The organism is Thiobacillus sp. (genome assembly GCF_018780105.1).
In the GTDB taxonomy this organism is placed as follows: Bacteria; Pseudomonadota; Gammaproteobacteria; order Burkholderiales; family Thiobacillaceae; genus Thiobacillus.
On sequence record NZ_JADMKC010000007.1, the window covers coordinates 346,151 to 368,669 of the forward strand.

Below are 22,519 nucleotides of genomic sequence, written 5' to 3' on the forward strand. Positions count from 1 at the left end.
TTATCCGTAAATAAACTTTATTTATCAATATTGGTTTGTCGATAAATTTTACACGCAGCGCTCATGGCGGGGTAATGTTTTAAGCAATTGATCTGTCTAGGGAAGTTTGCTTGTTGGTACGTAGTACAAATAGCTCATCAATATCTGGTACTGGATACAACCCGATTGGCCGCCCGAATTTTGTCGGAAAATTTTACACTTCCGGATAGGCGAGCACCATTTGAGGGCGGCTGGCCAGAGGCTATAAACATTTATTTCGTTGATATGCAAAGAGTATTAGTAAATGTTTAATTAGGTTGGCATTGCCATTGCTTAATGTGTAGCGCCGCGAAGGGAATTAATCGGAGCTCAGTTTCCGCCCGGGTAGGTAACAACAAATGTAGTTGTTTAATCGATCGATACTTAATCTACATGAGGAGATTTACAATGAATTTCACAATGACAAAGATTGCTGCTGCGGCAGTTTTGGCTCTCGCTGCTTCGGGCGCGCAGGCTGTTACAGTTACGTCCGCTTCTGTTACTGGCGGCAATTTCGAAATGATTGGCTTCGGCGCACCCATTACGTTTGCAGCCTTTGGTACCGGTGCAGCGGATATCCTCGGTTATGACGGCACCACCCCCGGTTCCGCTGTTGCCAATACCGCTTTTAGCGCGGACGGGATCGTTGGCTTTGGATTCGGTGCGGGCATCCCTGGTTCAACCCAGAAAACGGTTAACACCTACACCGCTGCAGCCAATCTGGGCGACGTTAATTCGGCAGCAGGCACCATTTCCGGCTTCGCCCCGGTAACATTCAATATTGCAAGCATGACAAATGGCGCCAGCATTACGGCGGACACGAGCGCTTGGTTTGCCAACTACAATGGCACGGACTTTAACCAGGGTAGCGGCCGGAATCTCGTCGACGGTGCGGCTGACGGCTCTTTTGCAACCGGCACGCTTTCGGGCTGTTCGGGTAATAGCTGTTCTTATACTCTGAACTGGTCGTCTTACATTGTCGGCGGCTCTTTTGATGGCAACACCGGCGTATGGAATCTCAGCGGTACTGTTACTGCTGCTGTGCCGGAGGCATCTACCTACGGCATGATGCTGGCTGGTCTGGGTCTGGTTGGCGGGATGGTTGCACGTCGCCGCAAGCTGGTTGCCTAATTGGTGTGCAAGCACGAATAACGTTGTTGTTAGTCGTGCTTGCAAACCCGGATTGAATCTAATTCGGGCATGCAAAAAAATACGGCGGGAAACCCGCCGTATTTTTTTGCATGGTGATTCAGTTCCGAAAATGTGAAAACTTCATTGAATGCCGCAATGATCAAGTTACTCATTTACTGCATTAATGTAACAGCCCAAAAAACTTGTGCTGTTAATTATGGATGGCTCCCATTAAGCCCTAGTAGAATTTCTACCCTTGTGTTCAAAAATAATAGTTGTGCAAAAAACGGGTTAGATATCAGCACAATTTTCAAAATATTAATAACACATACTATTTATTACAAACGGAGGAGTTATGCATTTTGCTTTGAAACATGCTGCCTTGGTGGCAGCCTGCCTAACAACCACTTCTGCACAGGCTACTAACGGCTTTTTCCTACCGGGATCTGGCGTCCGCTCGACGGGTATGGGGGGAGTCGGTATTGCTTATGGACGTGATTCGCTATCTGCCAATGCCAACCCTGTCAATATTCTCAATGCAGGTATGCGCGGGGATATGGGCATTAGTATTTTTAACCCGGAACGATATGCCACGGTAGGTAGACCTGCGGGCCAGACATCTCCTTTTGCCGGTACGTTCACTGGTGATGTTGAAAGTGAATCGCGGTATTTCCTGATGCCGGAAATGGGCTTTACCATGCCCCTTACCGAGCAACTGTCGATTGGCTTGGCGGTAGTAGGCAGCGGTGGTATGAACACCAATTATCCTGCGAATTTCTTTTCGTTTGCCGGAGATCCGCCTGTAAGCGACAGAATTGGCGTGGACATGATGCAGGTGCTGATTCCGATTAGCGTGGCCTACAAAGTCAACGAAGATCAGGGGGTCGGTGCTTCGTTAGTGCTTGCTACGACGCGCTTCCAGGCCTACGGGCTTGGTGCTTTTTTGACTTTTGATGATTTTACGACGATCACATCCGATCCAGCGCATATGACAAACAATGGCTACGATTACAGTTATGGTGGGGGAGTCAAACTGGGTTGGCAAGGTGAGTATATGGATGACAAACTCACGGTCGGCCTGGTGTACACATCAAGAATTTCAATGACGAAGTTTGACAAGTACCGGGGCTTGTTTGCCGAGCAGGGCGGCTTCGATATTCCCGAAAATTATGGCATAGGCATTTCCATCAAGCCGATGAAGAATCTCGTGATTGCCGCTGATGTGTCACGGATCAATTTTGGGGATGTTAAGTCCTTCGGTAACCTGGGGCCGGGCACTTCTGCAACCCCATATCCTGGCCCTGGTCCTTCCACAAAAAATAATGCAGTAAAAGCCATTCCTTCTACAGTTGATCCGTCTAAAGAACTCGGAAATGATGCAGGCATGGGGTTCGGCTGGCAGAATCAGACTGTGTATAAGCTGGGTATCCAGTATGGCGTGACTAGTCAGTTGCAAGTTCGTGCAGGCTACAACTATGGCGCGACTACGATTCCTAACACCCAGTTGACATTTAATACGTTAGCGCCGGCTACTGTTGAAAGGCATATATCGGTGGGTTTTACCTACAAGCCCAGTGATGAGCTTGAAATAACCGGCACTTATATGCGTGTTCCGACGAATTCGCAAACTTCGCCGCGGAACCAAAATATTATCGGTATGGCCGACATCGGAATGAATCAAAATGTATATGGGGTGAGCTTGGGCTGGGTACTTGCTCCAGGCGTGAGCGAATATGGCGATCCATCAGAAGATCAGACGCCATGGGGTTTCTATGCGGGTATGGGTATTGGCCAGACCAGTAATAGCAAGTGGGAATCATCTAATATTAACGCTTCCCTCGCGGCCGACGGCATCACGGCAACATCCGATCTCGATAATACAAACGCGAATGGGAACTTTCCCTGGAAATTTTATGCGGGCTATGAAATTAACCCGTTCGTCGGAGTGGAAGGTGGGTATATGGCCTTTCAGGATCTCTACGCAAATGTGACCGCGACCGCGCCTACAGCCGCTACAGCTCGGCTGGCTCAGCAAAGTGATGCCTGGATGCTAGCGGCCATGGGATCGTATCCGGTCACTCAGGATTTTTCTGTGTTTGGCAAACTGGGGGCCAATTTTTGGCGTAAGCAACTCTTGACTACAGACACCACTGCTGGCGTCCCAACCGCAACTACGGCAACCCAGTCTACGGAATCGGATAGTGGTACGGGTCTGTATTACGGTTTGGGCGTAAGTTACGATATGGGTGATTACTTCACTCTGCGTGCTGAATGGGAACGCTACGATGTCGATGGAGCCGATGTTGATGCGTATACGGGTGGATTCTTGTTTAAATTTTAACGACCCTTGCCGATCGCCGGATTCAGGCGGTCATCTCCCCAAAACAGCCTGGCTTTGCCAGGCTGTTTTGTTTGGTGCATCACTTCAAATGAATGAACTGATTTCACGGCTACTCGGGTACAGCCATGCCAATCTGAGCTTTCTTGAGACTGCCAGTGATCAGGCTGTCGATAAAGCGTAATTTTCCAAAGAACCCCATGGGCAGAGCAGCCTCATGGTGAGCTGTTCTGCCAATAGCGGCGGTGAGACGGGCGATATTCCAAGGTCTCCACACCGGTTTGGCTGATCCTCAGTTTGATGAGCCCGCTGCTATCGCTGCGCAGCATGCGGGCATCCTGCTTCCGGAATTGGGCGACGACCTGGGGATGCGGGTGACCGAAGCGGTTGCGGTAGCCCATAGTGAAGACGCCGATTTGCGGTTGCACCTGTTCGACGAATTCGGCCAGCGACGAGGTGCGGCTACCATGATGGCCAGCGATCAGGACGGTGGCAGACAGGTCCGTGCCGTTGTTGCGTAACGCCTGTTCCATGAGTTCGAGCTCAACGCGCCGTTCGCCATCGCCGGTGATCAGCAGGCTTTGCCCGCCGCTGCTGATTTTCAATACGCAACTGTAATCGTTGTCGCGGCGATTGGCTTCGCCGTAGGCCGTGGCGGGCGGGTTGAGAATATCGAAGCGCACGCCGTCCCATTGCCAGTGTTGGCCGCGCTGGCAATGGCGTGGGGCGGGCGCGCCTTTCAACAGCGGGCTGCTGGCGGGCAGGCCATGCAGCAGCCAGCCGGTGGGCAGGTCGCGCAACACGGAGCGCAGGCCGCCGCTGTGGTCGCTGTCGTCGTGGGAGACGATCATGCCTGACAGTTCGCCGACGCCTGTGGCGCGCAGGTAGGGCACGATGATGCGTTCGCCGGCGTCGCTGTCGGCAAAGGCGGGGCCGGTGTCGTAGAGCAGGGTATGGCGGGCAGTGCGGATCAGGATGGCGGTGCCCTGGCTGACGTCGATCACGTCGGCTTCGAAACGGCCAGGGGCGAGGTTTGCCTGCGGTGGAAACGCCAGCGGCAGCCACAGCACGGCGCCCAGTGCCCGCAACGGAAACCCGCGCGGCAGCAAAAGCCACACGGTGCCGATGACGGCCAGCAGGGTGGCCCAGCCATCCGGCGCGGGCCGCGCGGCAACGGCCCAGGGCAGGGCGCTGGCCCACTGCAAGCCCTGTCCCAGTCCGTCCATCAGCCATGCGGCCGCATGCCATAACGGCGGGACGATCACGCCCAGCAAGGCCAGTGGGGTGACCAACCAGCTCACTACCGGGATGGCGATGGCGTTGGCCAGCGGCGAGATCAGCGACACCTGCTGGAACAGCAGCAACAGGGCGGGCGCCAGTGCTAGCGTCAGCGCGGCCTGCACGGTGATCCAGCCACGCAGCTTGTTAGGCATCGCCACGCGGCCGAAGCTCACCCACAGAATCACCGCCATGGCACCAAACGACAGCCAGAATCCGGCAGACAACACCGCCCACGGATCAATCAGCAATACGATGAACAGCGCCCAGGTCAGCGCCGAAAAGGGCCGCGGTTCGCGCCGCCCCCAGAATGCCAGCGCCAGCGCGGCGAGCATGAACAGGGTGCGCTGCGCGGGCACCTGAAATCCGGCCAGCAGGCTGTAGGCCGCTGCGGCCAGCACGGCCGCGACGAGGCCGGCCTGCCGTGCCGGTACACGTTCCGCCAGGCGCGGCAGACGCCGCCAGCCCTGTGCGAGCAGCCAGCCGGCCAGCGCGGCAATCATGGTGACGTGCAGTCCCGAGATGCTCAGCAGATGGTTGACGCCGGTGCGGGTGAAAGCCCGCCATTGTTCGTGCGGAATGCCGCGCTGGTCGCCAATCACCAGCGCGCTGATCACGCCGGCATAGGGGGCGTCGCCTAGCGTGCGCATGATCCGTTGGCGGATCGTGGCGCGGGTGGCGGCGATCCAGGCGGCGAGTGTGCCGGCGCGGCCTGCCAGGCGTTGCGGCGATGACTGTTCGCGCACATAGCCCGAAGCAGCGATGTCGCGTTCCAGCATCCAGGCTTCCAGATCGAAGCCGTGCGGGTTGTGGGTGCCGTAAGGGGTTTTGAGCCGCACGGTGAACTGCCAGCGTTCGCCTGCCTGCACGGTGGGTGTGTGGCTGGGGTCATCGCGCGGCCAGTACCGCGCGAGCTGGATGCGTTGCAGGTTCGGCGCATCGGGCGTCAACACCTGTTCGACGTCCAGCACAAAGCGTTCGCCGCGCGCATCGCTTTGCGGCAGGTCGCTGACCACCCCTTCCAGACGAATGTCCACCCCTTGCCAATGACCAGGCAGGCGATCCGCCAGCCGCAGGTCGGCACGCCATCCCGCCCAGGCAAAGCCGAGCGATAGACTCAGCAGCGCAACCGCCAGCCGGCGCAGGGCTTCAGGGGTGGGTTGGGAAAAACGCGGCAGCCATAACACGCTGCCCAGCAGCGGCAACATCCACAGCCAGCGCGCGGGTGGCAGCGTGGCCTGCTGTTGCAGCAGCCATACGCCAAGACAGAATGCGATGAGATAAAACCGCATCGCGCGGGGGTTACGCCCTGAGCAAACGATGCGTCAGTAAGGTGCGCAGGTTGCGCCGGGTGTCGCACACGATATGAATGACGATGACATCGGGCTGGATTTCGTAGATCACCCGGGTTTGCCCAGTGATCAACTGGCGGTAATGCGTTAGTCCAAGGTGGGCGATTTCGTCCGGCACGTTGCCGATCTGGGGAAACTCCGCGAGTTCCAGGATCGCCTGTTTCAGTTTGCGTGAATGCGTGCGCCACGCCTCGCTGGAAAACTGCTGGATGAAATAGATGCGCAGGTCATGCAGGTCGGTTTCGGCATCTTTGAGAAAAACGATCTTCATTTATCCAGCGCGTCGAGGTCGGCAAACACCGCGTCGGCAGAGCGAAACTGTCCGGCGTCGATTTGTTTTCTGCCCAACGCCAACAGCTTGAGCAGCGCCAGTGTTTCTTCATACGCCTCGTAGGATTTGACATCCATCACCACCAGGCGGGCTTCGCCGTTTTGGGTGATGAGCATGGGTTCGCGGCATTCGTTCAGTTCTCGAACGATTTCGGCTGCGTGGCTTTTCAGATAACTGATGGGTTTGGTGCGGGTGGACAGTTCCATGTTACGTACCTCCAGGCGGCTATTGGCCGAATATAGTCTTAATTCGGACTGCCCGCTAGGCCTGCAACATCCCATCGACCAGCCGCAACTGCCGATCCATGCGCGCCGCCAGATTGCTGTCGTGGGTGACGACGATGAGGCTGGTGGCCTGCTTGCGGTTGAGGTCGCGCATCAGGTCGAACACGGCATCGGCGGTGTGGCGGTCGAGGTTGCCGGTAGGTTCGTCGGCCAGGATGCAGGCGGGCTGGGTAACCAGCCCGCGTGCAATGGCGACACGCTGACGCTCGCCGCCGGAGAGTTCGCCGGGGCGGTGGGGGAGACGATGGCCCAGTCCCACTTCGGTCAGGACTTCGGTCGCGCGCGCCATGGCCTGGGTGCGGTCGAGCCGGCGGATGGTGAGCGGCATCGCGGTGTTTTCCAGCGCGGAAAACTCGGGCAGCAGGTGATGGAACTGGTAGACGAATCCCAGCGCGGTGTTGCGCAGTTCGCAGCGCGCTGCTTCGGAAATGGCAAAGGGGTTGCGCCCCAGCAGTTCGACCGTGCCCTGGGTCGGCGTATCGAGGCCGCCCAGTAGATGCAGCAGGGTGCTTTTGCCGGAGCCCGATGCGCCGACGATGGCCAGCGACTCGCCGGCGCGGACTTCGAGATCGACGCCGCGCAGGACCGGCACGTCGTTCCTGCCTTGGCGGAAGGTTTTGCTCAGGCCGCTGCAGCGCAGCACGATGTCATTCATAACGCAGCGCCTCCGCCGGGTTGATGCGCGACGCAGCCCAGCTGGGATACAGCGTCGCGAGCAGGCTGATGAGCAGCGAGATGCCGCCGATAATGGCGACGTCGCTCCAGATCAGTTTGGACGGCAACTGGCTGATGTAATAGACGTCGGCCGGGAACAGGTCCATGCCGAACAGGCGTTCGATCATCGGCACCACGGTTTCTACATTGAGCGCGAGCAGGACGCCGCTCGCCACCCCGAGCAGGGTGCCGAACACGCCGATGAACGCGCCCTGCACAATGAAGATGCGCATGATCGAACCGGGTCTTGCGCCCAGCGTGCGCAGGATCGCGATGTCGGATTGCTTGTCGGTCACCGCCATCACCAGGGTGGAAACGATGTTGAATGCGGCGACGGCGACGATCAGCAGCAGGATCAGGAACATCATGCGTTTTTCGATGGCGACGGCGCGAAAGAAGTTGGCGTGGCTTTGCGTCCAGTCGGTGAGGTAGAAATCGCCCCTGAGACTTTGCGCCAGCTCGCGGGTGACGAAGGGCGCGCGGAACAGGTCGTCGAGCTTGAGCCGCACGCCCGATACATCGTCGCCCATGCGCAGCAGCTTCTGCGCGTCCTGCAGGTGAATCAGCGCCAGCCCGGAATCGTATTCGAACATGCCGGCCTCGAAGATGCCGACCACGGTGAACTGCTTGACGCGCGGCATCACGCCGGCCGGCGTGATGTTGCCCTGCGGCGTCAGCAGCACCACCTTGTCGCCGGGATACACGTTGAGCATGCGCGCCAGTTCGCCGCCGAGGATGATGCCGAATTCGCCGGGCTTCAGGTTGTCGAGTTTGCCCAGCTTGACGTGCCTGGCGAGATCGGCCACCTGGCTTTCCCTATCCGGCAGGATGCCGCGAATGATCGCGCCACGCACGTTGCCGCCATTGGCCAGCATGCCTTGCGCGTTGGCATAGGGTGCGCCGCTTACGACGCTCTTGTTTTGAGCGGCTTGCGCCAGCACGCCGCGCCAGTCGGGCAGGCGGTCGCCGGGGCCGCTGATTTCGAGGTGCGCCGCCACGCCGAGGATGCGTGCACGCAGTTCTTCCTGGAAACCATTCATCACCGAGAGCACCACGATCAGCGCCATCACGCCCAGCGCAATGCCCGCCATCGAGACGATGGAAATGAAGGAAATGAAATGATTGCTGCGCTTGGCATGGGTGTAGCGCAGGCCGATCTGGAGTTCGAAGGGAAGCAAAACAGGACTCGCTGAAAATGAGTTTTGAGTATGCCACAGCCGACGGGTCCGGCTGGCAGCGGCCGGGCCGCGATCGTCGCGAATCCGCTTACACTTTGCACATGATCATTCTGGTGCCGCATTTGTTCCCGTCCGCGCGTTTGCTCGAAGCGGCCACGCCGGGCCTGGTGCTGCCCGCATTGCAAACACTGCTTGCGCGCGGCACCCGGATAGCCTGTCCGGACGAGGGCACGGAAGCGGCTCTGTGCAGCGCACTGGGCATCGCCCGCCAGCAGGACTGGCCGCTGGCACCGGTGACTGCGGCGGCCGATGGCGGCAGCGGGGCAGGCTACTGGTTGCGTGCCGACCCGGTGCACTTGCGGGTGATGCGCGACCGGATCGTGCTGGCGGACAGCCGGACCTTTGCATTGACGCAGCAGGAGGCAGCTGCGCTGGTCGAAAGCATCAGCCAGCATTTCGGCGATAGCCTGAGTCCGCAGCCCTTGCATCCCACCCGCTGGTATCTGCATTTTGCGCAGCCGCCGGATTTGCGTACCACGCCCCTGTCGGTGGCGAGTGGGCGCGACATTCAGCCCTTGCAGCCCCAGGGCGAGGACGCCCGGCGGTTGCGCAGTGTGCTGAACGAGTTGCAGATGCTGCTGTTCGAGCACCCGGTCAATCAGGCACGCGAAGCGCGTGGCGAGCTGCCGGTGAATTCACTTTGGTTGTGGGGCGGCGGCAGTCAGCCTGCCGTGCCCGGGGATGCGCCGACGCTGTATGCGAACGATGCGACGGCGCGTGCGCTGGCCGCCTTCTGCGGGGCCGGAAATTTTCCGCTGCCGCCGCAGCTGGATGCGGCCATGCTGAAAACGAAGCGCTTGGTGTTGCTGGATGCACTGACGCCGGCCGGCCAGTGCGGCGATGCCTACGGCTGGCGCGAAGCGTTGCGGGCGCTGGAAAAGAACGGGTTCGTGCCGCTGCGCGCAGCCTTGCGTACGCTGGATTCAACCGGTGTGCAGCTGCTCGATCCGGTCAATGGCCGGGGGCTGCAGTTGCAGCGTGTGGATGCCTGGAAAATCTGGCGACGCCCGCGTCCGCTTATCGCGATGCTGGCCTGAACCGGCGTTCCAGAATCAGAGCGGCGTCGCCCACAAATCGTGTTCGTCGGCTTCGTCGATGCGCACTTTCAGGCGCGTGCCCGGCTCCAGATCGAACACGCCTTCGAGATACACCACGCCGTCGATTTCCGGCGCGTCGGCATGGCTGCGCGCGAGGGTGCCGACTTCATCTTCTTCGTCGACGATGACTTCGATTTCGCGGCCGATCTTGGCGTCGAGCCGGGCTGCCGAAATTTCCGCCTGCACTTCCATGAAGCGTTCCAGACGTTCGTCCTTCAGATCTTCCGGCACCGCGTCGGGCAAGTCGTTGGCCAGCGCGCCTTCGACCGGCGAATACTTGAAGCAGCCGACGCGATCCAGTTGCGCCTCCTTGAGGAAAGCCAGCAACTCCTCGAACTCGGCATCGGTCTCGCCAGGGAAGCCGACGATGAAGGTCGAGCGCAGGGTGAGATCGGGTACGGCGGCACGCCAGGACTGGATACGGTCGAGGGTTTTTTCGACGGCGCCGGGGCGCTTCATCAGTTTCAGAATGCGCGGGCTGGCATGCTGGAACGGAATGTCCAGATACGGCAGGATGATGCCGTCGGCCATCAGCGGAATCACATCGTCCACGCTGGGATAGGGATAAACGTAATGCAGGCGCACCCACGCGCCGAGGCTGCCGAGCGCGCCGGCGAGTTCGGTCATGCGGGTTTTGAGCGGGCGGCCGTTCCAGAAGCCGGGGCGGTATTTGACGTCCACGCCGTAGGCGCTGGTGTCCTGCGACACCACCAGTAATTCCTTGACCCCGGCGCCCACCAGCGCCTCGGCCTCGCGCATCACATCGCCCACCGGGCGGCTTACCAGATCGCCGCGCATCGAAGGGATGATGCAGAACGTGCAGCGGTGGTTGCAGCCTTCCGAAATTTTCAGATAGGCGTAGTGGCGCGGCGTCAGTTTGACGCCGCCCGGCGGAATCAGGTCCTCGAACGGATCGTGCGGTTTCGGCAGCGCCGTGTGCACGGCCTGCATGACTTCATCCAGTGCATGCGGGCCGGAGACGGCCAGCACTTTGGGGTGCGCTTCGCGGATGACGTCGGCCTTGGCGCCGAGGCAACCGGTGACGATCACCTTGCCGTTTTCCGCCAGCGCCTCGCCGATCGCTTCGAGCGATTCCTGTACCGCGGCGTCGATGAAGCCGCAGGTGTTGACCACCACCACATCGGCATCGTCGTAACTGCCCACGATGCCGTAGCCTTCGGCGCGCAGCTGCGTGAGGATGCGCTCCGAATCGACGGTCGCTTTGGGGCAGCCGAGCGAAACGAAACCGACGGTCGGTGAGCGGGTGGGAGCAGCTTTGGTTACCATGGCGTTCAATCCTGATGGAGCAGTGAGATGTATATCGTAGCGATTGGCTGGGCGTATGTGATTCTGATGATGGCGATTACCGCCAGCAGCATCGGCAAGGCGCTGGCCATCCTGGTTTTTCTGGGCGTGTTGCCGCTGGCCTTGTTCGTCTACGCATTCGACCGGCCGGGCCGTCGCCGCCGCTCAGTGGCCGTGGCCGATGAGGTGGCCGATCAGGGCGACGCTGCCGATTCCCAGTCCGATCAGCGCTAGCTGCTGCAGGGTGGCGCCGATCTCGGCGCGTTTGTGCAGGCCAGGGATCAGATCCGACATCGCCACATACAGCATGCTCGCGCCGGCCAGCCCCAGCAAAACTGGCGTCCAGCCCTGCAGCATCGACAGGGCGAAATACCCGATCAGCGCGCCAACCAGGGTGGCGATACCGCTCAGAAAGTTGAGCAGCAGCGCGCGGGTGCGTGTATAGCCCGAGTGCAGCAGAATCAGGAAATCACCGATTTCCTGTGGAATTTCGTGCGCGATGATTGCCAGCGTGGTGACCACACCGAGCCGGAAATCGGCGATGAACGCGCCGGCGATGATGATGCCGTCGACAAAATTGTGGAAGGTGTCGCCGACCATGATCATCGCGCCGGAACGGCCGTGGTCGTGACCGTGGCCGTGACTGCCGTGGGCTTCGCACACCTCGTCGTGACAGTGTCGCCACAACACCAGTTTTTCCAGCAGGAAGAACATCAGGATGCCGCCCAGCACGGCCTGGCCGACGGTCTCGATCTCGCCACCCATTTCCACGGCCTCAGGCAAAACCTCCAGCAGGGAAGCGCCCAGCAGCGCGCCGATGGCGTAGCTCACCAGAACCGGAATCCAGCTGGGACGCGCCGAAAAGGCCAATGCCGCTGCGAGCAACAAGCTCAGCACACTGCCGGCGGCAGTCGCGATCAGAATGACGGCAAGGGTAGACATGGGGAAGCAGAGCGGCCAGGAAAGCGCGAATTATACTGGCTCGGCCAGAGCCGTCTGCTTTCGCTTGCAATTGATGGGGGCGTATCCCGCATGCGGAACACCCGCGGGATACGCAGGAGGCGCCGCAGCGCCTCGGGACAATGCTTATTTTTTCTTGCTGCTGTCCGGGCCAACAGTCAGTTCGCCCTTGAGTTTGTCGATACTGGCTTTGCCAAAGCCTTTCACTTTATCCAGGTCGTCCACGCTCTTGAAACTGCCGTTGGCATCCCGGTAAGCGATGATGGACTGCGCCTTGCTCGGCCCCAGTCCCTTGACGGCTTCCAGCTCGGATTGTGTGGCGGTGTTGATGTTGACCGCGGCAAACGCCGGGAGCGCCATCAAACCTGCAACCAGCATCAGCACAAATTTACCCATTTTTTTCATACTGCCTCCTTAGATTGGTTGGTCGTGGAAATTCCACGACAGGACCTTAGCGCCGATCAAGAAAAATGGATGTACAACTTTAGTCGTAGGCGGTGCCTATCTGGCTGATTCTTAATGGAAAATAGTTTGCTTGACCGGATCAATCGGTGACCGGGACGCGCGTTGTGTGTGTGATGAAGCGAAAGGCAACCACATGAGGATGTGGTCGGGGCGAGAGGATTCGAACCTCCGACTCCTGCGTCCCGAACGCAGTACTCTACCAGGCTGAGCTACGCCCCGAGGCAGATGGCGAGATCAGTGGTGAACTGAAACTCTATTTGAAGAACTAACGGGAGATTAAAACTGCGCGGTTAAAAACTACGGTCAACCGCGAAAGCCGCTAATTGTAGCAAAGCTGATTTGGAATTTGAATCAGGCAGGACAGAAATTGCTTCGTTTGCGGCCAGAACTTCACGTTGCGCGACTTCGCGGGTGTACTGCAGGGCCTGCGTGTCCTTGATTGCGGCGAGCACGCTCTGGAATTCGGTGAGGCCGCCGTGTTCGATTGCCTGACGGATGCTGGCGGTCTGTTCCGGCGTGCCGTGCTTCATGGCATAAAGCAGGGGCAGGGTGGGTTTGCCTTCGGCCAGATCGTCGCCGATGTTTTTGCCAGTTTTGAGAAAGTCGCCCGAATAGTCCAGCACGTCGTCGATCAGCTGGAAAGCCGTGCCGAGATGCATGCCGTAGCGCGCCAGCGCGTCTTTCTGCTCATCGGTGCCGCCGCTGATAACCGCACCCAGCCGACCGGCCGCTTCAAACAGCTTGGCGGTCTTGTAGCGGATGACGCGCAGGTAATTCTCTTCGTCGATGTCGGGATCGTGGCAGTTCAGCAGTTGCAGCACTTCGCCTTCGGCGATGGTGTTGGTGGCGTCGGACAGGATGCGCATGACTTCCATGTTGTCGACCGCCACCATCATCTGGAACGCCCGCGAGTAGAGGAAGTCGCCGACCAGTACGCTGGCGGCATTGCCGAACAGGGCGTTGGCGGTTTCGCGGCCGCGGCGTAGTTCGGATTCGTCCACCACATCGTCGTGCAGCAGGGTGGCCGTGTGGATGAATTCAACCACTGCGGCGAGGGTGTGATGGGCGCTGCCCGAATAATTGAAGCAACCAGCAGACAGCAGAACCAGCGCCGGGCGCATCCGCTTGCCGCCGCTATTGATGATGTATTCGGACACCTGGCGGATGAGGGCCACGTCGGAATACAGGCTTTGGCGGATGACATGGTCGACGGCATGCATGTCGTCGGCCAGATAGGTTTGCAGGCTCTCCAGAGACACGATTTGGGCTATACAAGCTTGTTATTGAGATAATCCCGCATGGTAGCAGCCCCGTCCCGCTTTTTCACAGCGGGCGGGTTCCGGATAAAGACTTGCCGAATGGTTTGACTTACTCTGGGTTCGCCGCTAGAATCTCGCGCTTTCCCGGGTTCGTAATGGTTGGAGACCCCCCATGTACGCAGTCATCAAAACCGGCGGCAAGCAATATCGCGTGTGCGCTGGCGACAAACTTAAAATTGAAAAGCTCGAGGCCGACATCGGCAGCGAAATCACCTTCGACCAAGTGTTGATGGTGGGCAATGGTGCCGACATCAAAGTGGGTGCGCCCATGTTGCGTGGCGCCACGGTCACCGCCACGGTGCTGAATCAGGCACGCGGCGACAAGATCAAGATTTTCAAGATGCGCCGTCGCAAGCACTATCGCAAGAGCCAAGGCCATCGCCAGTACTTCACCGAAGTGCAAATCGGCGGCATTACCGCATAAGGAGCAGATAAATGGCACACAAGAAAGCAGGCGGTAGTTCGCGTAACGGCCGCGATTCGGAATCGAAACGTCTGGGCGTGAAATGCTACGGCGGTGAGTTTGTTCTGGCCGGCAACATTATCGTGCGTCAGCGCGGCACCCAGTTCCACCCCGGCGATAACGTCGGCATCGGCAAGGATCACACCCTGTTCGCCAAGGCTGAAGGCACGGTCAAGTTTGAAGTCAAGGGCGCTGCCCGCCGCCGTATGGTACGCATCGAGCCGCTGGTTGCTTGATTTGAGCTGAGGCCGAACCGGTCGCCAAAAAGCCCTGTCCGCCGGATGGGGCTTTTTTGTTTGTGCGGCCTTGATTGCGACCACGCATTAGGACTATTCCACTATGAAATTCATCGACGAAGCAAAAATCGAGGTGCTGGCGGGTAAAGGCGGCGACGGCAGCGCTTCGTTCCGGCGCGAAAAATACATCCCGAACGGCGGGCCGGATGGCGGCGATGGCGGGCGCGGCGGAAGCGTCTACGCGGTGGCGGACTGCAATATCAATACCCTGATCGAATTTCGCTACACCCGCATTTACAAGGCGCAAAAGGGAGAGAACGGGCGCGGTGCACAGTGCTACGGCAAGGGCGGCGAAGACCTGACGATGCGCGTGCCGGTTGGCACAGTGTTCACCGATATCAACAGCGGCGAGGTGGTGGCCGACATGGCCGTCAATGGTCAGAAGGTTTGTCTGGCCAGAGGCGGCAAGGGTGGGCTGGGCAACCAGCATTTCAAGTCGAGCACCAACCGCGCACCGCGCCAGCACACGCTGGGCGAGCCGGGCGAGGAACTGGAACTGGCGCTGGAGTTGAAGGTGCTGGCCGATGTGGGGCTGCTGGGCATGCCGAATGCGGGCAAATCGACTTTTATCCGCGCGGTGTCGGCGGCGCGTCCCAAGGTGGCGGACTATCCGTTTACCACGCTGGCGCCTAACCTGGGCGTGGTGCGGGTCGATAGCGAGCGCAGCTTTGTCATCGCCGACATTCCCGGTCTGATCGAGGGCGCGGCCGAGGGTGCGGGTCTGGGCCACCAGTTCCTGCGCCATTTGCAGCGCACCCGCGTGCTGTTGCATCTGGTGGATGTTTCGCCGCGTTATGACGACAGCGATCCGGTGCGCGAGGCGCGGGCGATTGTTGAAGAGCTGCGCAAGTACGATCAGCAGTTGTATGAAAAGCCGCGCTGGCTGGTACTGAACAAGATGGACATGGTGGACGAGGCCGAGCGCAAGGCGGTCGTTGCGCAGTTCGTCAAGGATTACCAGTGGACAGGGCCGGTGTTCGCCATCTCGGCGCTGGATGGCACGGGATGCAGTGCGCTGACCTACGCAATCATGGATTATCTGGCTGCGCAGGGTGCGCGTGCAGGGGATGAGGCCGCGACGGACTCAGCGGCGGCGGCCGACAAGACGCCGGATTATCCGGGTTAAAGCGCGACCGACTCGTCGGGCGGATACGCTTCGCCGCCGACGCGCTTCCAGTCGTTTTCCTGCAAGGCCACCTGATAACGCGCCCAGCGCGCAAACTCAATCGGGCTGCAATGGCCTTTCTTGCGGCGGCAGATGCCTGCCACACCCTTGAAGTGATAAACCGCCTCACCGCTTTCGGCATCGTGTCCGATTGCGGCGAGCTGGCGCACGCCCCAGGTGCGGCCATAGGCGCCGTTGCTGTAGAAGTATCCGATTTTCAGTTCGTCGAGACTCATGTCGTGCGGGTTCAGGTTGTGATGCGGCGGTAAATGTCTGTCACTTTGACCGGCAATTGTCGCACGTCATCCAGAATGACGTAACGCGCCGCGCCGTACATGTGCGGCAGGTAGTCGCGTGCGTCGCGGTCGAGGGTGATGCAGAAGGGGTGAATGCCGGTGCGTGCGGCTTCCAGCAATGCCATGCGTGTGTCTTCCACGCCGTAGACGCCGCGATAGACGTCGAAATAGTCGTCCGGGCGGCCGTCCGAGAGCGTGATCAGCACGCGGGTTTTGGCTTCCACCTGATTCAGGAGTTTGCTCATGTGGCGCAGTGCAAATCCCATGCGGGTGTATTCCTGCGGGCGAATACCGGAGATGCGCGCCTTCACTTCGTCGTCGTAACGGTCGTCGAAAGTCTTGATGCGGAACAGTTCGCAACGTTTGCGCGTGGTGCCGGAAAAGCCGTAGATCGCGTAGCGGTCGCCCAATAGTTCCAGCGCTTCGCACAGCAGGATCAGCGCTTCGCGCTCGGCCTCGTTGATCCAGCCCTGGGTCGATCCGCTCATGTCCACCAGAAACACCACCGCGATGTTGCGCTCGGCACGGTGCATGCGCTGGAACAGGCGATCGCTCATTTCGCTGCCGTCGCGGGCATCCGCCAGCGCCTCGATCAGCGCGTCGAGATCGATTTCATCGCCCTGGGTTTGCCGCTTGTCGAGGCGGTTTTCGTCGCGCAGCGCCTCGAATTTCTTGCGCAGGTGTTTCACTACGCCCGCGTATTTCCCCAGCGTCTCGCGGTGGAAGTTGTCGTAAACCGGAGCGACGGTCTTTTCGCGCATCACACACCAGTTCTTGCGGTAGTGCTGGCGTCCATGATCCCACTCCGGGTAGAGCTCGGCGCCCTTCTCGTGATAGGTGCCCTGCCACACCGCGTCGGGATCTTCGGGCTGGTCGAACACCCGACTTGCATCGTATTCGCCTTCGCCTGCCGGGGTGAGGTAGTCCGGCGGGATATCGCCAAAGTCGAGATAGATCGAGGTCAGAAGTTGCCTGACACCATCGGGCGGCGCGATGGGCGCATCGTCGAGGGTGATTTCAAAATCGAGCCGGCCGTTTTCGTCCCGTGGTGCGACTTCGAATTCGGGGGGCGGCTCGGATGCAGGCCGGGTTTCCGGCTGCGTTGCCTGCTGCTCCGCCAGCAGTTCGGCGAGCTTGATGCGCAGCCGCGCTTTTTCCTTGTCCAGGCGTGCGGCACGGGCGGCGGCGATGGCATCCGGGCGCAGGCAGCCCTGATCCGAAAATTGCGGGCATGCGGTTTCGGCATAGGCTGAATCGAGCAGGGCCAGGCTGTCGTCCACCGTAGCCCCGGATGCGGCGAGTCGGGTCTCGAACGCTTGCCATGCGGGTGACAGCGGCGCGTCGAGTCGGCTGCGCAAACCTTGCATCGCGCGATGCAAACCGGGCAACTCGCGCTTGATCTGCGCCGACAGCCGCAGGATTTCCAGCGCGTACAAATGATTCAGCGCACGCTCGGGGTCGGGGTAGCCGGCTGCGACGGCGACCAGATCGATACGCAGGGTACCGAAGCGGGTCTGTGCCCACAGTAGCGCCACCATGACTTTGGCGAGCTGAAAATTATCGTCTCGATCGGGCAGGGCGGCGATCAGCGGCGGCAGCACGATGCGTTCACCGTCGGTCCAGGCGGCGTCGCCTTCCTCGATCCGCAAGCGGCGCCCCGATAAACCGCAGACAAAATTTCCCAGCACTGGCGAGATTTCTTCAAACAGTGCGCCAGCGGCATCGTTCTTGTGTTGCACCACGTCGAAGCTGTCGACCTGTTCCATCACGCGCAGCGCATTCTGCAGGCCGGTACGATCGAACACGTCGCAGGTATGCAGCGCCCAGGCTTCGAGCAGGCGCAGTTCCATATGCGGCAGCAAGGCCGGCGCACGGCGGCCGAATTGCCAGGCGAGCGTGATGTGGGTGGAGGCGATGCGGCGGATCCAGCCGAGGATGAAATCCTGCTCGTCGCGCGTGAGCCGGTCCAGTTCGCGCGCGAGCTGGTCGACCTTGTAATACGTGAACTCGGTGTCCAGCCAGACGTGGAGGCTGGCCTCCATTTCGCCGGCAGTGAGCGGCGCCAACGCCATGATTAAAGCGACGCCATCAGAAGATCGAGGAGGACAGTTCCTGGATGGCTTTCAGCATATCGGCATCGTCGGTGACGGCCTGCGCCACGGCCGCTTTGCATGCCGAAACGGGGCTGACGCCGTCGGCGATCAGTTTGCCGGCGTGCACCAGCAGCCGCGTCGACGCGCCTTCCTCCAGCCCGCTGCCCTTGAGGTTGCGCGTCATCTGGGCGAAGCGCACCAGGTTGTCGGCGATGGCGTCGGAGACGCCGGATTCGGTGGCGACGATGCGGCGCTCCAGCGCTGCGCCGGGGTAGTCGAATTCAAGTGCGACGAAGCGTTGCCGGGTGGATTGTTTCAAGTCCTTGAGCACGCTTTGATAGCCCGGGTTGTAGGAAATCGCCATGCAGAACTCGGGCGGCGCTTCGACCACCTGACCGAGTTTTTCCATCGGCAGATTGCGACGATCGTCTGCCAGCGGGTGGATCACCACCATGGTGTCCTTGCGCGCCTCGACAATTTCATCGAGGTAGCAGATGCCGCCGCAGCGCACCGCGCGAGTGAGCGGGCCGTCGACCCAGACGGTTTCGCCGCCTTTGACCAGATAGCGCCCCACCAGGTCGGACGCGGTGAGATCGTCGTGACACGAGACAGTGATGAGCGGGCGCTTCAGGCGCCAGGCCATATGTTCCATGAAACGCGTCTTGCCGCAGCCGGTGGGACCTTTCAGCAGGACCGGAATCTGCTGCCGGTAGGCGGCTTCGAACAGCTGAATTTCGTCGCCGACGGCCTCGTAATAAGGCTCTTTTTCGATCAGATGATGGGCGGGGTCGAGGGTGCGTGCGTTCATGGGGAGGCAATCAGAAGCAGCCGGACTGCTGTTTTTTGGCTTCGAGGGACTGAATTTCCTGGTTCCACTTGTTCATCTGTTCCTGGGTGTAGCCCTTGCGGCGCGCTTCGTCCATCTTGTCGAAAATCGAGCCCAATTTGTCGCTCAGGCTGTCGCATTGGCGTGCCGAGGCGGGTTTGGCGGGCTTGCCATTGGAGTTGGTGCTGAGCTGCGGTGCGCTGTCGGATTCCGGCGGGGTTTTCACCGGCGCGACTTTCACCGGAGCCAGCTTGGGCGCAGCCGGTTTGACCGGATCGGGCGCAGGAGCCGGATCGATTTCCACCGCCTGTGTCTTGTGCGCGTTGCGGCAGGGCAGGTTGGAATACGTCACCTGTCCCATCGCATCGATGCATTTGTTGAGCGTGGCAGCCTGCGCGCTGCTCGCCAGCAGCAGGGCTGTCACACCGGTCACGAAGGTCATCCGCATCGCTTAATGTTCACCCGAGTATTTGTCGTCCTCGTTCGCCATTTTCTGCTCGATTTCGGCTTCCGGATTTTGCTCGGCCAGGGCGCGGCGGCGTGCCACACGTTTTTCGTAGGCACCCGGATGCTGTTTGACGAACTCTTCGCCGAATAAGGCGTGGCGCAAAAAATTCATGCCGAAATCGAGCAGGACTTCGTCGTCGGCGATCAGCGCCGCCATGATTTCGACCGGAATATCGTAGGTGTCATTGAAGCTCGGGCTCATGACAAAAGCACGGAAGCGGTCCATGTCGTAGCTGGCCATGAAGAACAGCTGGTTCGAGACTGGCGAAGGCTTGCCGATGGTGGGGCCGGCCGACTTGCGCTTGACCACCAGTTGCCGCCACGCATGCGCTTTTTCGTCATATTCGACCACGCCTTGCTCGGCGCGGTATTGCTCGATGGTCTGGGTTTTGTCTTCAAAATGGCCGAGGCAGTGCGATTCCCGCACCAGGGCATAGGCGCTGCGATCGACGTATTCATCGGAACGGCGCATGGTCAACAGCGCGACCGGGTAGTAACGGCAGGCGGTGGGGCGGTCTTCATAGACGCCGCAGCCTTCGGGTGTCATGAACTGGCAGGCGGTCCCGCCTTCGACTGGATTCAGCTTGATGCCGGGCATGCCTTCCTTGTCCATTTCGAACGGGATCGAGTACTGCTTGAGGAAGTCGCCCGACGACATGTCCAAGCGCTTTTTCAGGCGCAGCACATCGTAGGGGGTGAGGGGAATGTCGATGTTGCTGCAGCAGGCATTCCAGCATTTGACGTTGCGGTGGCAACGGAATTGCAGCGAAGCGTCTTCTGCCAGCATGATGGGTTTGACCGGGCTGCCCGCGAAGGGAGAGTCGTCGATCAGGTCTTTGAATTCGTTTTCGTTCATTTCAGCTTTCTGTGGGGGCAACCCCATTACTTAACACACACATGAAAACGCGAGGTTACGCGCTTTCGGCTGGATGCTAAACCTTGTCGGGCATGCTGTTTTGCCTGCCGGAAAAAAAACGGACACCCGAAGGTGCCCGTCTTCATGCTGTATGCGCGGATTAATGCGCAGCGGGCTTGAACAGCTTGGACTTGTCGACCAGATCCACGTGGGCGCGCTTGAAGCAGTTCCACTGTTTGGAGTTCTTGTCGTAGACCGAGTTCACGAAGCAGTGCCAATTTTCCTCATCGACAAAGTTCTTGTCCATGCGGTAGTAGAAGCCGGGGTAACGGCTTTCCTGGCGGAACTGGATGTGCTTCATGTGGGCTTCGGCGGTCAGGATGCGGTGGTAGTTTTCCCACGCGCGCAGCAGTTCGTGCAGGTCTTTTGCACGCATCTTCTCGGCATCTTCCTTCAGCATGTTCAGCTTGTCTTCTGCCACGCCCAGCATGTTTGCGTTGGTCGTGTAGTAGGTGGCGACACCCGCAACATACTCGTCCATGATCTTCTGCAGACGGAACTGCAGCATCTTGGGCGTGATGTAGTTGGGGTTGACGTCGATCGCCGTGGTGTAGTCCTTGTGCTCCAGGAAGGTACGCACCGGCTTGTAGATGTCTTCCACCAGTTGCTCGACGGAGGTGTCGAGTTCGGGCTTCATATCCTTGTTGTCGATGCAGTACTTGACCATGGACTTGGCGCACATGCGGCCTTCGGCGTGCGAGCCGGAGGAGAACTTGTGGCCGGATGCGCCCACGCCGTCGCCGGCGGTGAACAGACCCTTGACCGTGGTCATCGAGCGGTAGCCCCAGTTCCAGCCCTTGGGCAGGTGAGCCGGGATCTTGTCTGCATCGGCGTGGTCTTCGGAGGTCGGTGCGCCGATATCGGTCGGACCCGACACCCAGATGCCGCAGCAGCCGGAGTGTGAGCCGAGCAGGTAGGGCTCGGTCGGCATCAGTTCAGAGTTTTTCTTCTCCGGCTCGATGTTTTCCCCGACCCAGATACCGCACTGGCCGACGCACATGTCGAGGAAGTCTTCCCAGGCTTCTGCTTCCAGGTGCTTCACTTCGCGCGGGGTCAGCGTTTCACGCAGTTTTGCCAAAGCGGTCACGGTGTCCATGTAAATGGGGCCGCGGCCTTCTTTCATTTCCTTCAGCATCAGGTGGTTACGCAGACACGATGCGGGAACGGCTGCCTGCCCGTAGGGGGGGTAGTCGTTCAGCAGTTCCTTGTTCTTCACCATGTAGACTTCGCCGTAGGCGTTGACGGCTTGGGCTTTGAACAGCAGGAACCAGGCACCAACCGGGCCGTAGCCGTCCTTGAAACGGGCGGGCACGAAGCGGTTTTCCATCATGGTCAGCTCGGCGCCGGCTTCGGCAGCCATCGCATAGGTCGAACCTGCGTTCCACACCGGATACCAGGCGCGGCCGGTACCTTCACCGACAGAGCGCGGACGGAAGATGTTTACGCAACCGCCAGCAGCCAGCAGAATGGCCTTGGCCTTGTACACCACGACTTTATGGTCGCGGGTCGAGAAACCGACGGCGCCGGCGATGCGGTTGGGGTCGTTCTTGTCGTTGACCAGCTTGACGATGAAAATACGCTCTTCGATGCGGTCCATGCCGAGCGCTTTTTTGGTGGCTTCAGCAACGATCCATTTGTAGGATTCGCCGTTGATCATGATCTGCCATTTGCCGGAACGCACGGGCTTGCCGCCGTCCTTCAGTGCGGGCAGACCCTGGGCGCCGTCATGACGCTCGCCGTTTTCGTCGGTTTTCCAGATCGGCAGACCCCATTCTTCGAACAGGTGCACGGAATCATCGACGTTGCGGCCCAGGTCGTAGGCCAGGTCGTCGCGGGTGATGCCCATCAGGTCGTTGGAGACCATGCGGGCGTAGTCGGCGGGATCCTGCTCGGAGCCGATGTAGGTGTTGATTGCGGACAGACCCTGCGCCACAGCGCCGGAGCGGTCCATTGCAGCCTTGTCGACCAGCTTGATTTTCAGGTCGATGCCCATTTCGGCTTTGGCCGCATCGGCCCAGCGCATGACTTCGTAACCGGCGCCGCAGCATGCCATGCCACCGCCGATCAGGAGGATGTCTACTTCCTCCTGGATAACTTCGGGATTACCAAATGTTCCAGCCATTTCGT

Annotated in this window: 22 protein-coding genes and 1 tRNA gene; 7 read left to right on the plus strand and 16 right to left on the minus strand. The window is 59.8% G+C overall.

Features of this window, described 5'->3' with window-relative positions:
- The first annotated feature begins 426 nt into the window (after window positions 1-426).
- Together IV098_RS08190 and IV098_RS08195 are read left to right on the plus strand one after the other, a co-directional pair.
- Complete coding sequence (locus tag IV098_RS08190; RefSeq protein ID WP_296887942.1) at window positions 427-1,149, plus strand: PEP-CTERM sorting domain-containing protein; 723 nt, start codon at window positions 427-429, stop codon at window positions 1,147-1,149.
- A 355-nt stretch (window positions 1,150-1,504) separates the two neighbouring features.
- Window positions 1,505-3,490 carry an outer membrane protein transport protein gene (locus tag IV098_RS08195; RefSeq protein ID WP_296887944.1) on the plus strand — a complete coding sequence of 662 codons (1,986 nt, stop codon included), beginning with the start codon at window positions 1,505-1,507 and terminating at the stop codon, window positions 3,488-3,490.
- Window positions 3,491-3,702: 212 nt separating this feature from the next.
- Here IV098_RS08195 and IV098_RS08200 read toward each other — a convergent pair whose 3' ends face one another.
- The 5 genes from IV098_RS08200 to IV098_RS08220 are packed head-to-tail and all read right to left on the minus strand — an operon-like array spanning window position 3,703 to window position 8,624.
- A complete protein-coding gene (locus IV098_RS08200; protein WP_296887946.1) occupies window positions 3,703-6,057 on the minus strand; it encodes a DNA internalization-related competence protein ComEC/Rec2 in 2,355 nt (784 codons plus the stop codon).
- A 10-nt stretch (window positions 6,058-6,067) separates the two neighbouring features.
- Window positions 6,068-6,388: a type II toxin-antitoxin system RelE/ParE family toxin gene (locus IV098_RS08205; protein ID WP_296887948.1), complete on the minus strand. Its 321-nt coding sequence runs from the start codon at window positions 6,386-6,388 to the stop codon at window positions 6,068-6,070.
- On the minus strand, window positions 6,385-6,654 hold the full coding sequence (locus IV098_RS08210) for a type II toxin-antitoxin system Phd/YefM family antitoxin (protein WP_296887950.1): 270 nt from the start codon (window positions 6,652-6,654) through the stop codon (window positions 6,385-6,387). Before IV098_RS08210 ends, IV098_RS08205 begins: the two co-directional genes overlap by 4 nt.
- A gap of 55 nt (window positions 6,655-6,709) precedes the next feature.
- Window positions 6,710-7,387 carry a lipoprotein-releasing ABC transporter ATP-binding protein LolD gene (gene lolD, locus IV098_RS08215; RefSeq protein WP_296887952.1) on the minus strand — a complete coding sequence of 226 codons (678 nt, stop codon included), beginning with the start codon at window positions 7,385-7,387 and terminating at the stop codon, window positions 6,710-6,712.
- Window positions 7,380-8,624: a lipoprotein-releasing ABC transporter permease subunit gene (locus IV098_RS08220; RefSeq protein ID WP_296887954.1), complete on the minus strand. Its 1,245-nt coding sequence runs from the start codon at window positions 8,622-8,624 to the stop codon at window positions 7,380-7,382. Before IV098_RS08220 ends, lolD begins: the two co-directional genes overlap by 8 nt.
- Window positions 8,625-8,641: 17 nt before the next feature.
- Between IV098_RS08220 and IV098_RS08225 the strand changes: the two genes are divergently transcribed.
- A complete protein-coding gene (locus IV098_RS08225; RefSeq protein ID WP_296887956.1) occupies window positions 8,642-9,721 on the plus strand; it encodes a hypothetical protein in 1,080 nt (359 codons plus the stop codon).
- Between the two features lie 15 nt (window positions 9,722-9,736).
- Here IV098_RS08225 and rimO read toward each other — a convergent pair whose 3' ends face one another.
- Window positions 9,737-11,068, minus strand: coding sequence for a 30S ribosomal protein S12 methylthiotransferase RimO (gene rimO, locus IV098_RS08230; RefSeq protein ID WP_296887958.1), 1,332 nt, complete (start codon window positions 11,066-11,068; stop codon window positions 9,737-9,739).
- 27 nt (window positions 11,069-11,095) lie between these two features.
- Here rimO and IV098_RS08235 point away from each other — a divergent pair, with 27 nt between their 5' ends.
- Entirely contained in the window at window positions 11,096-11,320 is a 225-nt protein-coding gene (locus IV098_RS08235) for a hypothetical protein (RefSeq protein WP_296887960.1), read from the plus strand.
- On the opposite strand, the gene IV098_RS08240 is transcribed toward IV098_RS08235, so the two are convergent.
- The 4 genes from IV098_RS08240 to ispB all read right to left on the minus strand — a co-directional run bounded on the left by IV098_RS08240 (window position 11,252) and on the right by ispB (window position 13,770).
- Entirely contained in the window at window positions 11,252-12,028 is a 777-nt protein-coding gene (locus tag IV098_RS08240) for a ZIP family metal transporter (protein WP_296887962.1), read from the minus strand. The two genes, IV098_RS08235 and IV098_RS08240, sit on opposite strands and share 69 nt — an antisense overlap.
- 144 nt (window positions 12,029-12,172) lie before the next feature.
- Window positions 12,173-12,451 (minus strand): helix-hairpin-helix domain-containing protein, encoded by a 279-nt coding sequence (locus IV098_RS08245; RefSeq protein WP_296887964.1) that lies wholly within the window; start codon window positions 12,449-12,451, stop codon window positions 12,173-12,175.
- Window positions 12,452-12,653: 202 nt separating this feature from the next.
- Window positions 12,654-12,730, minus strand: a tRNA-Pro gene (locus IV098_RS08250).
- A 71-nt stretch (window positions 12,731-12,801) separates the two neighbouring features.
- Window positions 12,802-13,770: an octaprenyl diphosphate synthase gene (gene ispB / locus IV098_RS08255; protein ID WP_296887966.1), complete on the minus strand. Its 969-nt coding sequence runs from the start codon at window positions 13,768-13,770 to the stop codon at window positions 12,802-12,804.
- Window positions 13,771-13,942: 172 nt separating this feature from the next.
- Here ispB and rplU point away from each other — a divergent pair, with 172 nt between their 5' ends.
- The 3 genes from rplU (at window position 13,943) to cgtA (ending at window position 15,715) form a co-directional block, all read left to right on the plus strand.
- Window positions 13,943-14,254 carry a 50S ribosomal protein L21 gene (gene rplU / locus IV098_RS08260; protein ID WP_296887969.1) on the plus strand — a complete coding sequence of 104 codons (312 nt, stop codon included), beginning with the start codon at window positions 13,943-13,945 and terminating at the stop codon, window positions 14,252-14,254.
- 11 nt (window positions 14,255-14,265) lie between these two features.
- The gene (gene rpmA, locus IV098_RS08265) at window positions 14,266-14,529 is read left to right on the plus strand and encodes a 50S ribosomal protein L27 (protein WP_296887971.1); all 264 of its coding nucleotides are present in this window, start codon (window positions 14,266-14,268) and stop codon (window positions 14,527-14,529) included.
- Window positions 14,530-14,632: 103 nt separating this feature from the next.
- Complete coding sequence (gene cgtA, locus IV098_RS08270) at window positions 14,633-15,715, plus strand: Obg family GTPase CgtA (protein ID WP_296887973.1); 1,083 nt, start codon at window positions 14,633-14,635, stop codon at window positions 15,713-15,715.
- On the opposite strand, the gene IV098_RS08275 is transcribed toward cgtA, so the two are convergent.
- The 6 genes from IV098_RS08275 to aprA form a co-directional block, all read right to left on the minus strand.
- Complete coding sequence (locus IV098_RS08275) at window positions 15,712-15,990, minus strand: hypothetical protein (protein ID WP_296887975.1); 279 nt, start codon at window positions 15,988-15,990, stop codon at window positions 15,712-15,714. The two genes, cgtA and IV098_RS08275, sit on opposite strands and share 4 nt — an antisense overlap.
- Before the next feature lie 11 nt (window positions 15,991-16,001).
- Window positions 16,002-18,122: a nitric oxide reductase activation protein NorD gene (locus tag IV098_RS08280; RefSeq protein WP_296887977.1), complete on the minus strand. Its 2,121-nt coding sequence runs from the start codon at window positions 18,120-18,122 to the stop codon at window positions 16,002-16,004.
- Between the two features lie 16 nt (window positions 18,123-18,138).
- Window positions 18,139-18,951, minus strand: coding sequence for a CbbQ/NirQ/NorQ/GpvN family protein (locus IV098_RS08285; RefSeq protein ID WP_296887979.1), 813 nt, complete (start codon window positions 18,949-18,951; stop codon window positions 18,139-18,141).
- A 10-nt stretch (window positions 18,952-18,961) separates the two neighbouring features.
- The gene (locus tag IV098_RS08290; protein ID WP_296887981.1) at window positions 18,962-19,411 is read right to left on the minus strand and encodes a DUF4124 domain-containing protein; all 450 of its coding nucleotides are present in this window, start codon (window positions 19,409-19,411) and stop codon (window positions 18,962-18,964) included.
- 9 nt (window positions 19,412-19,420) lie between these two features.
- On the minus strand, window positions 19,421-20,332 hold the full coding sequence (locus tag IV098_RS08295) for a YkgJ family cysteine cluster protein (RefSeq protein WP_296887983.1): 912 nt from the start codon (window positions 20,330-20,332) through the stop codon (window positions 19,421-19,423).
- Between the two features lie 160 nt (window positions 20,333-20,492).
- The gene (gene aprA / locus IV098_RS08300) at window positions 20,493-22,514 is read right to left on the minus strand and encodes an adenylyl-sulfate reductase subunit alpha (RefSeq protein WP_296887985.1); all 2,022 of its coding nucleotides are present in this window, start codon (window positions 22,512-22,514) and stop codon (window positions 20,493-20,495) included.
- Between the last annotated feature and the right edge of the window lie 5 nt (window positions 22,515-22,519).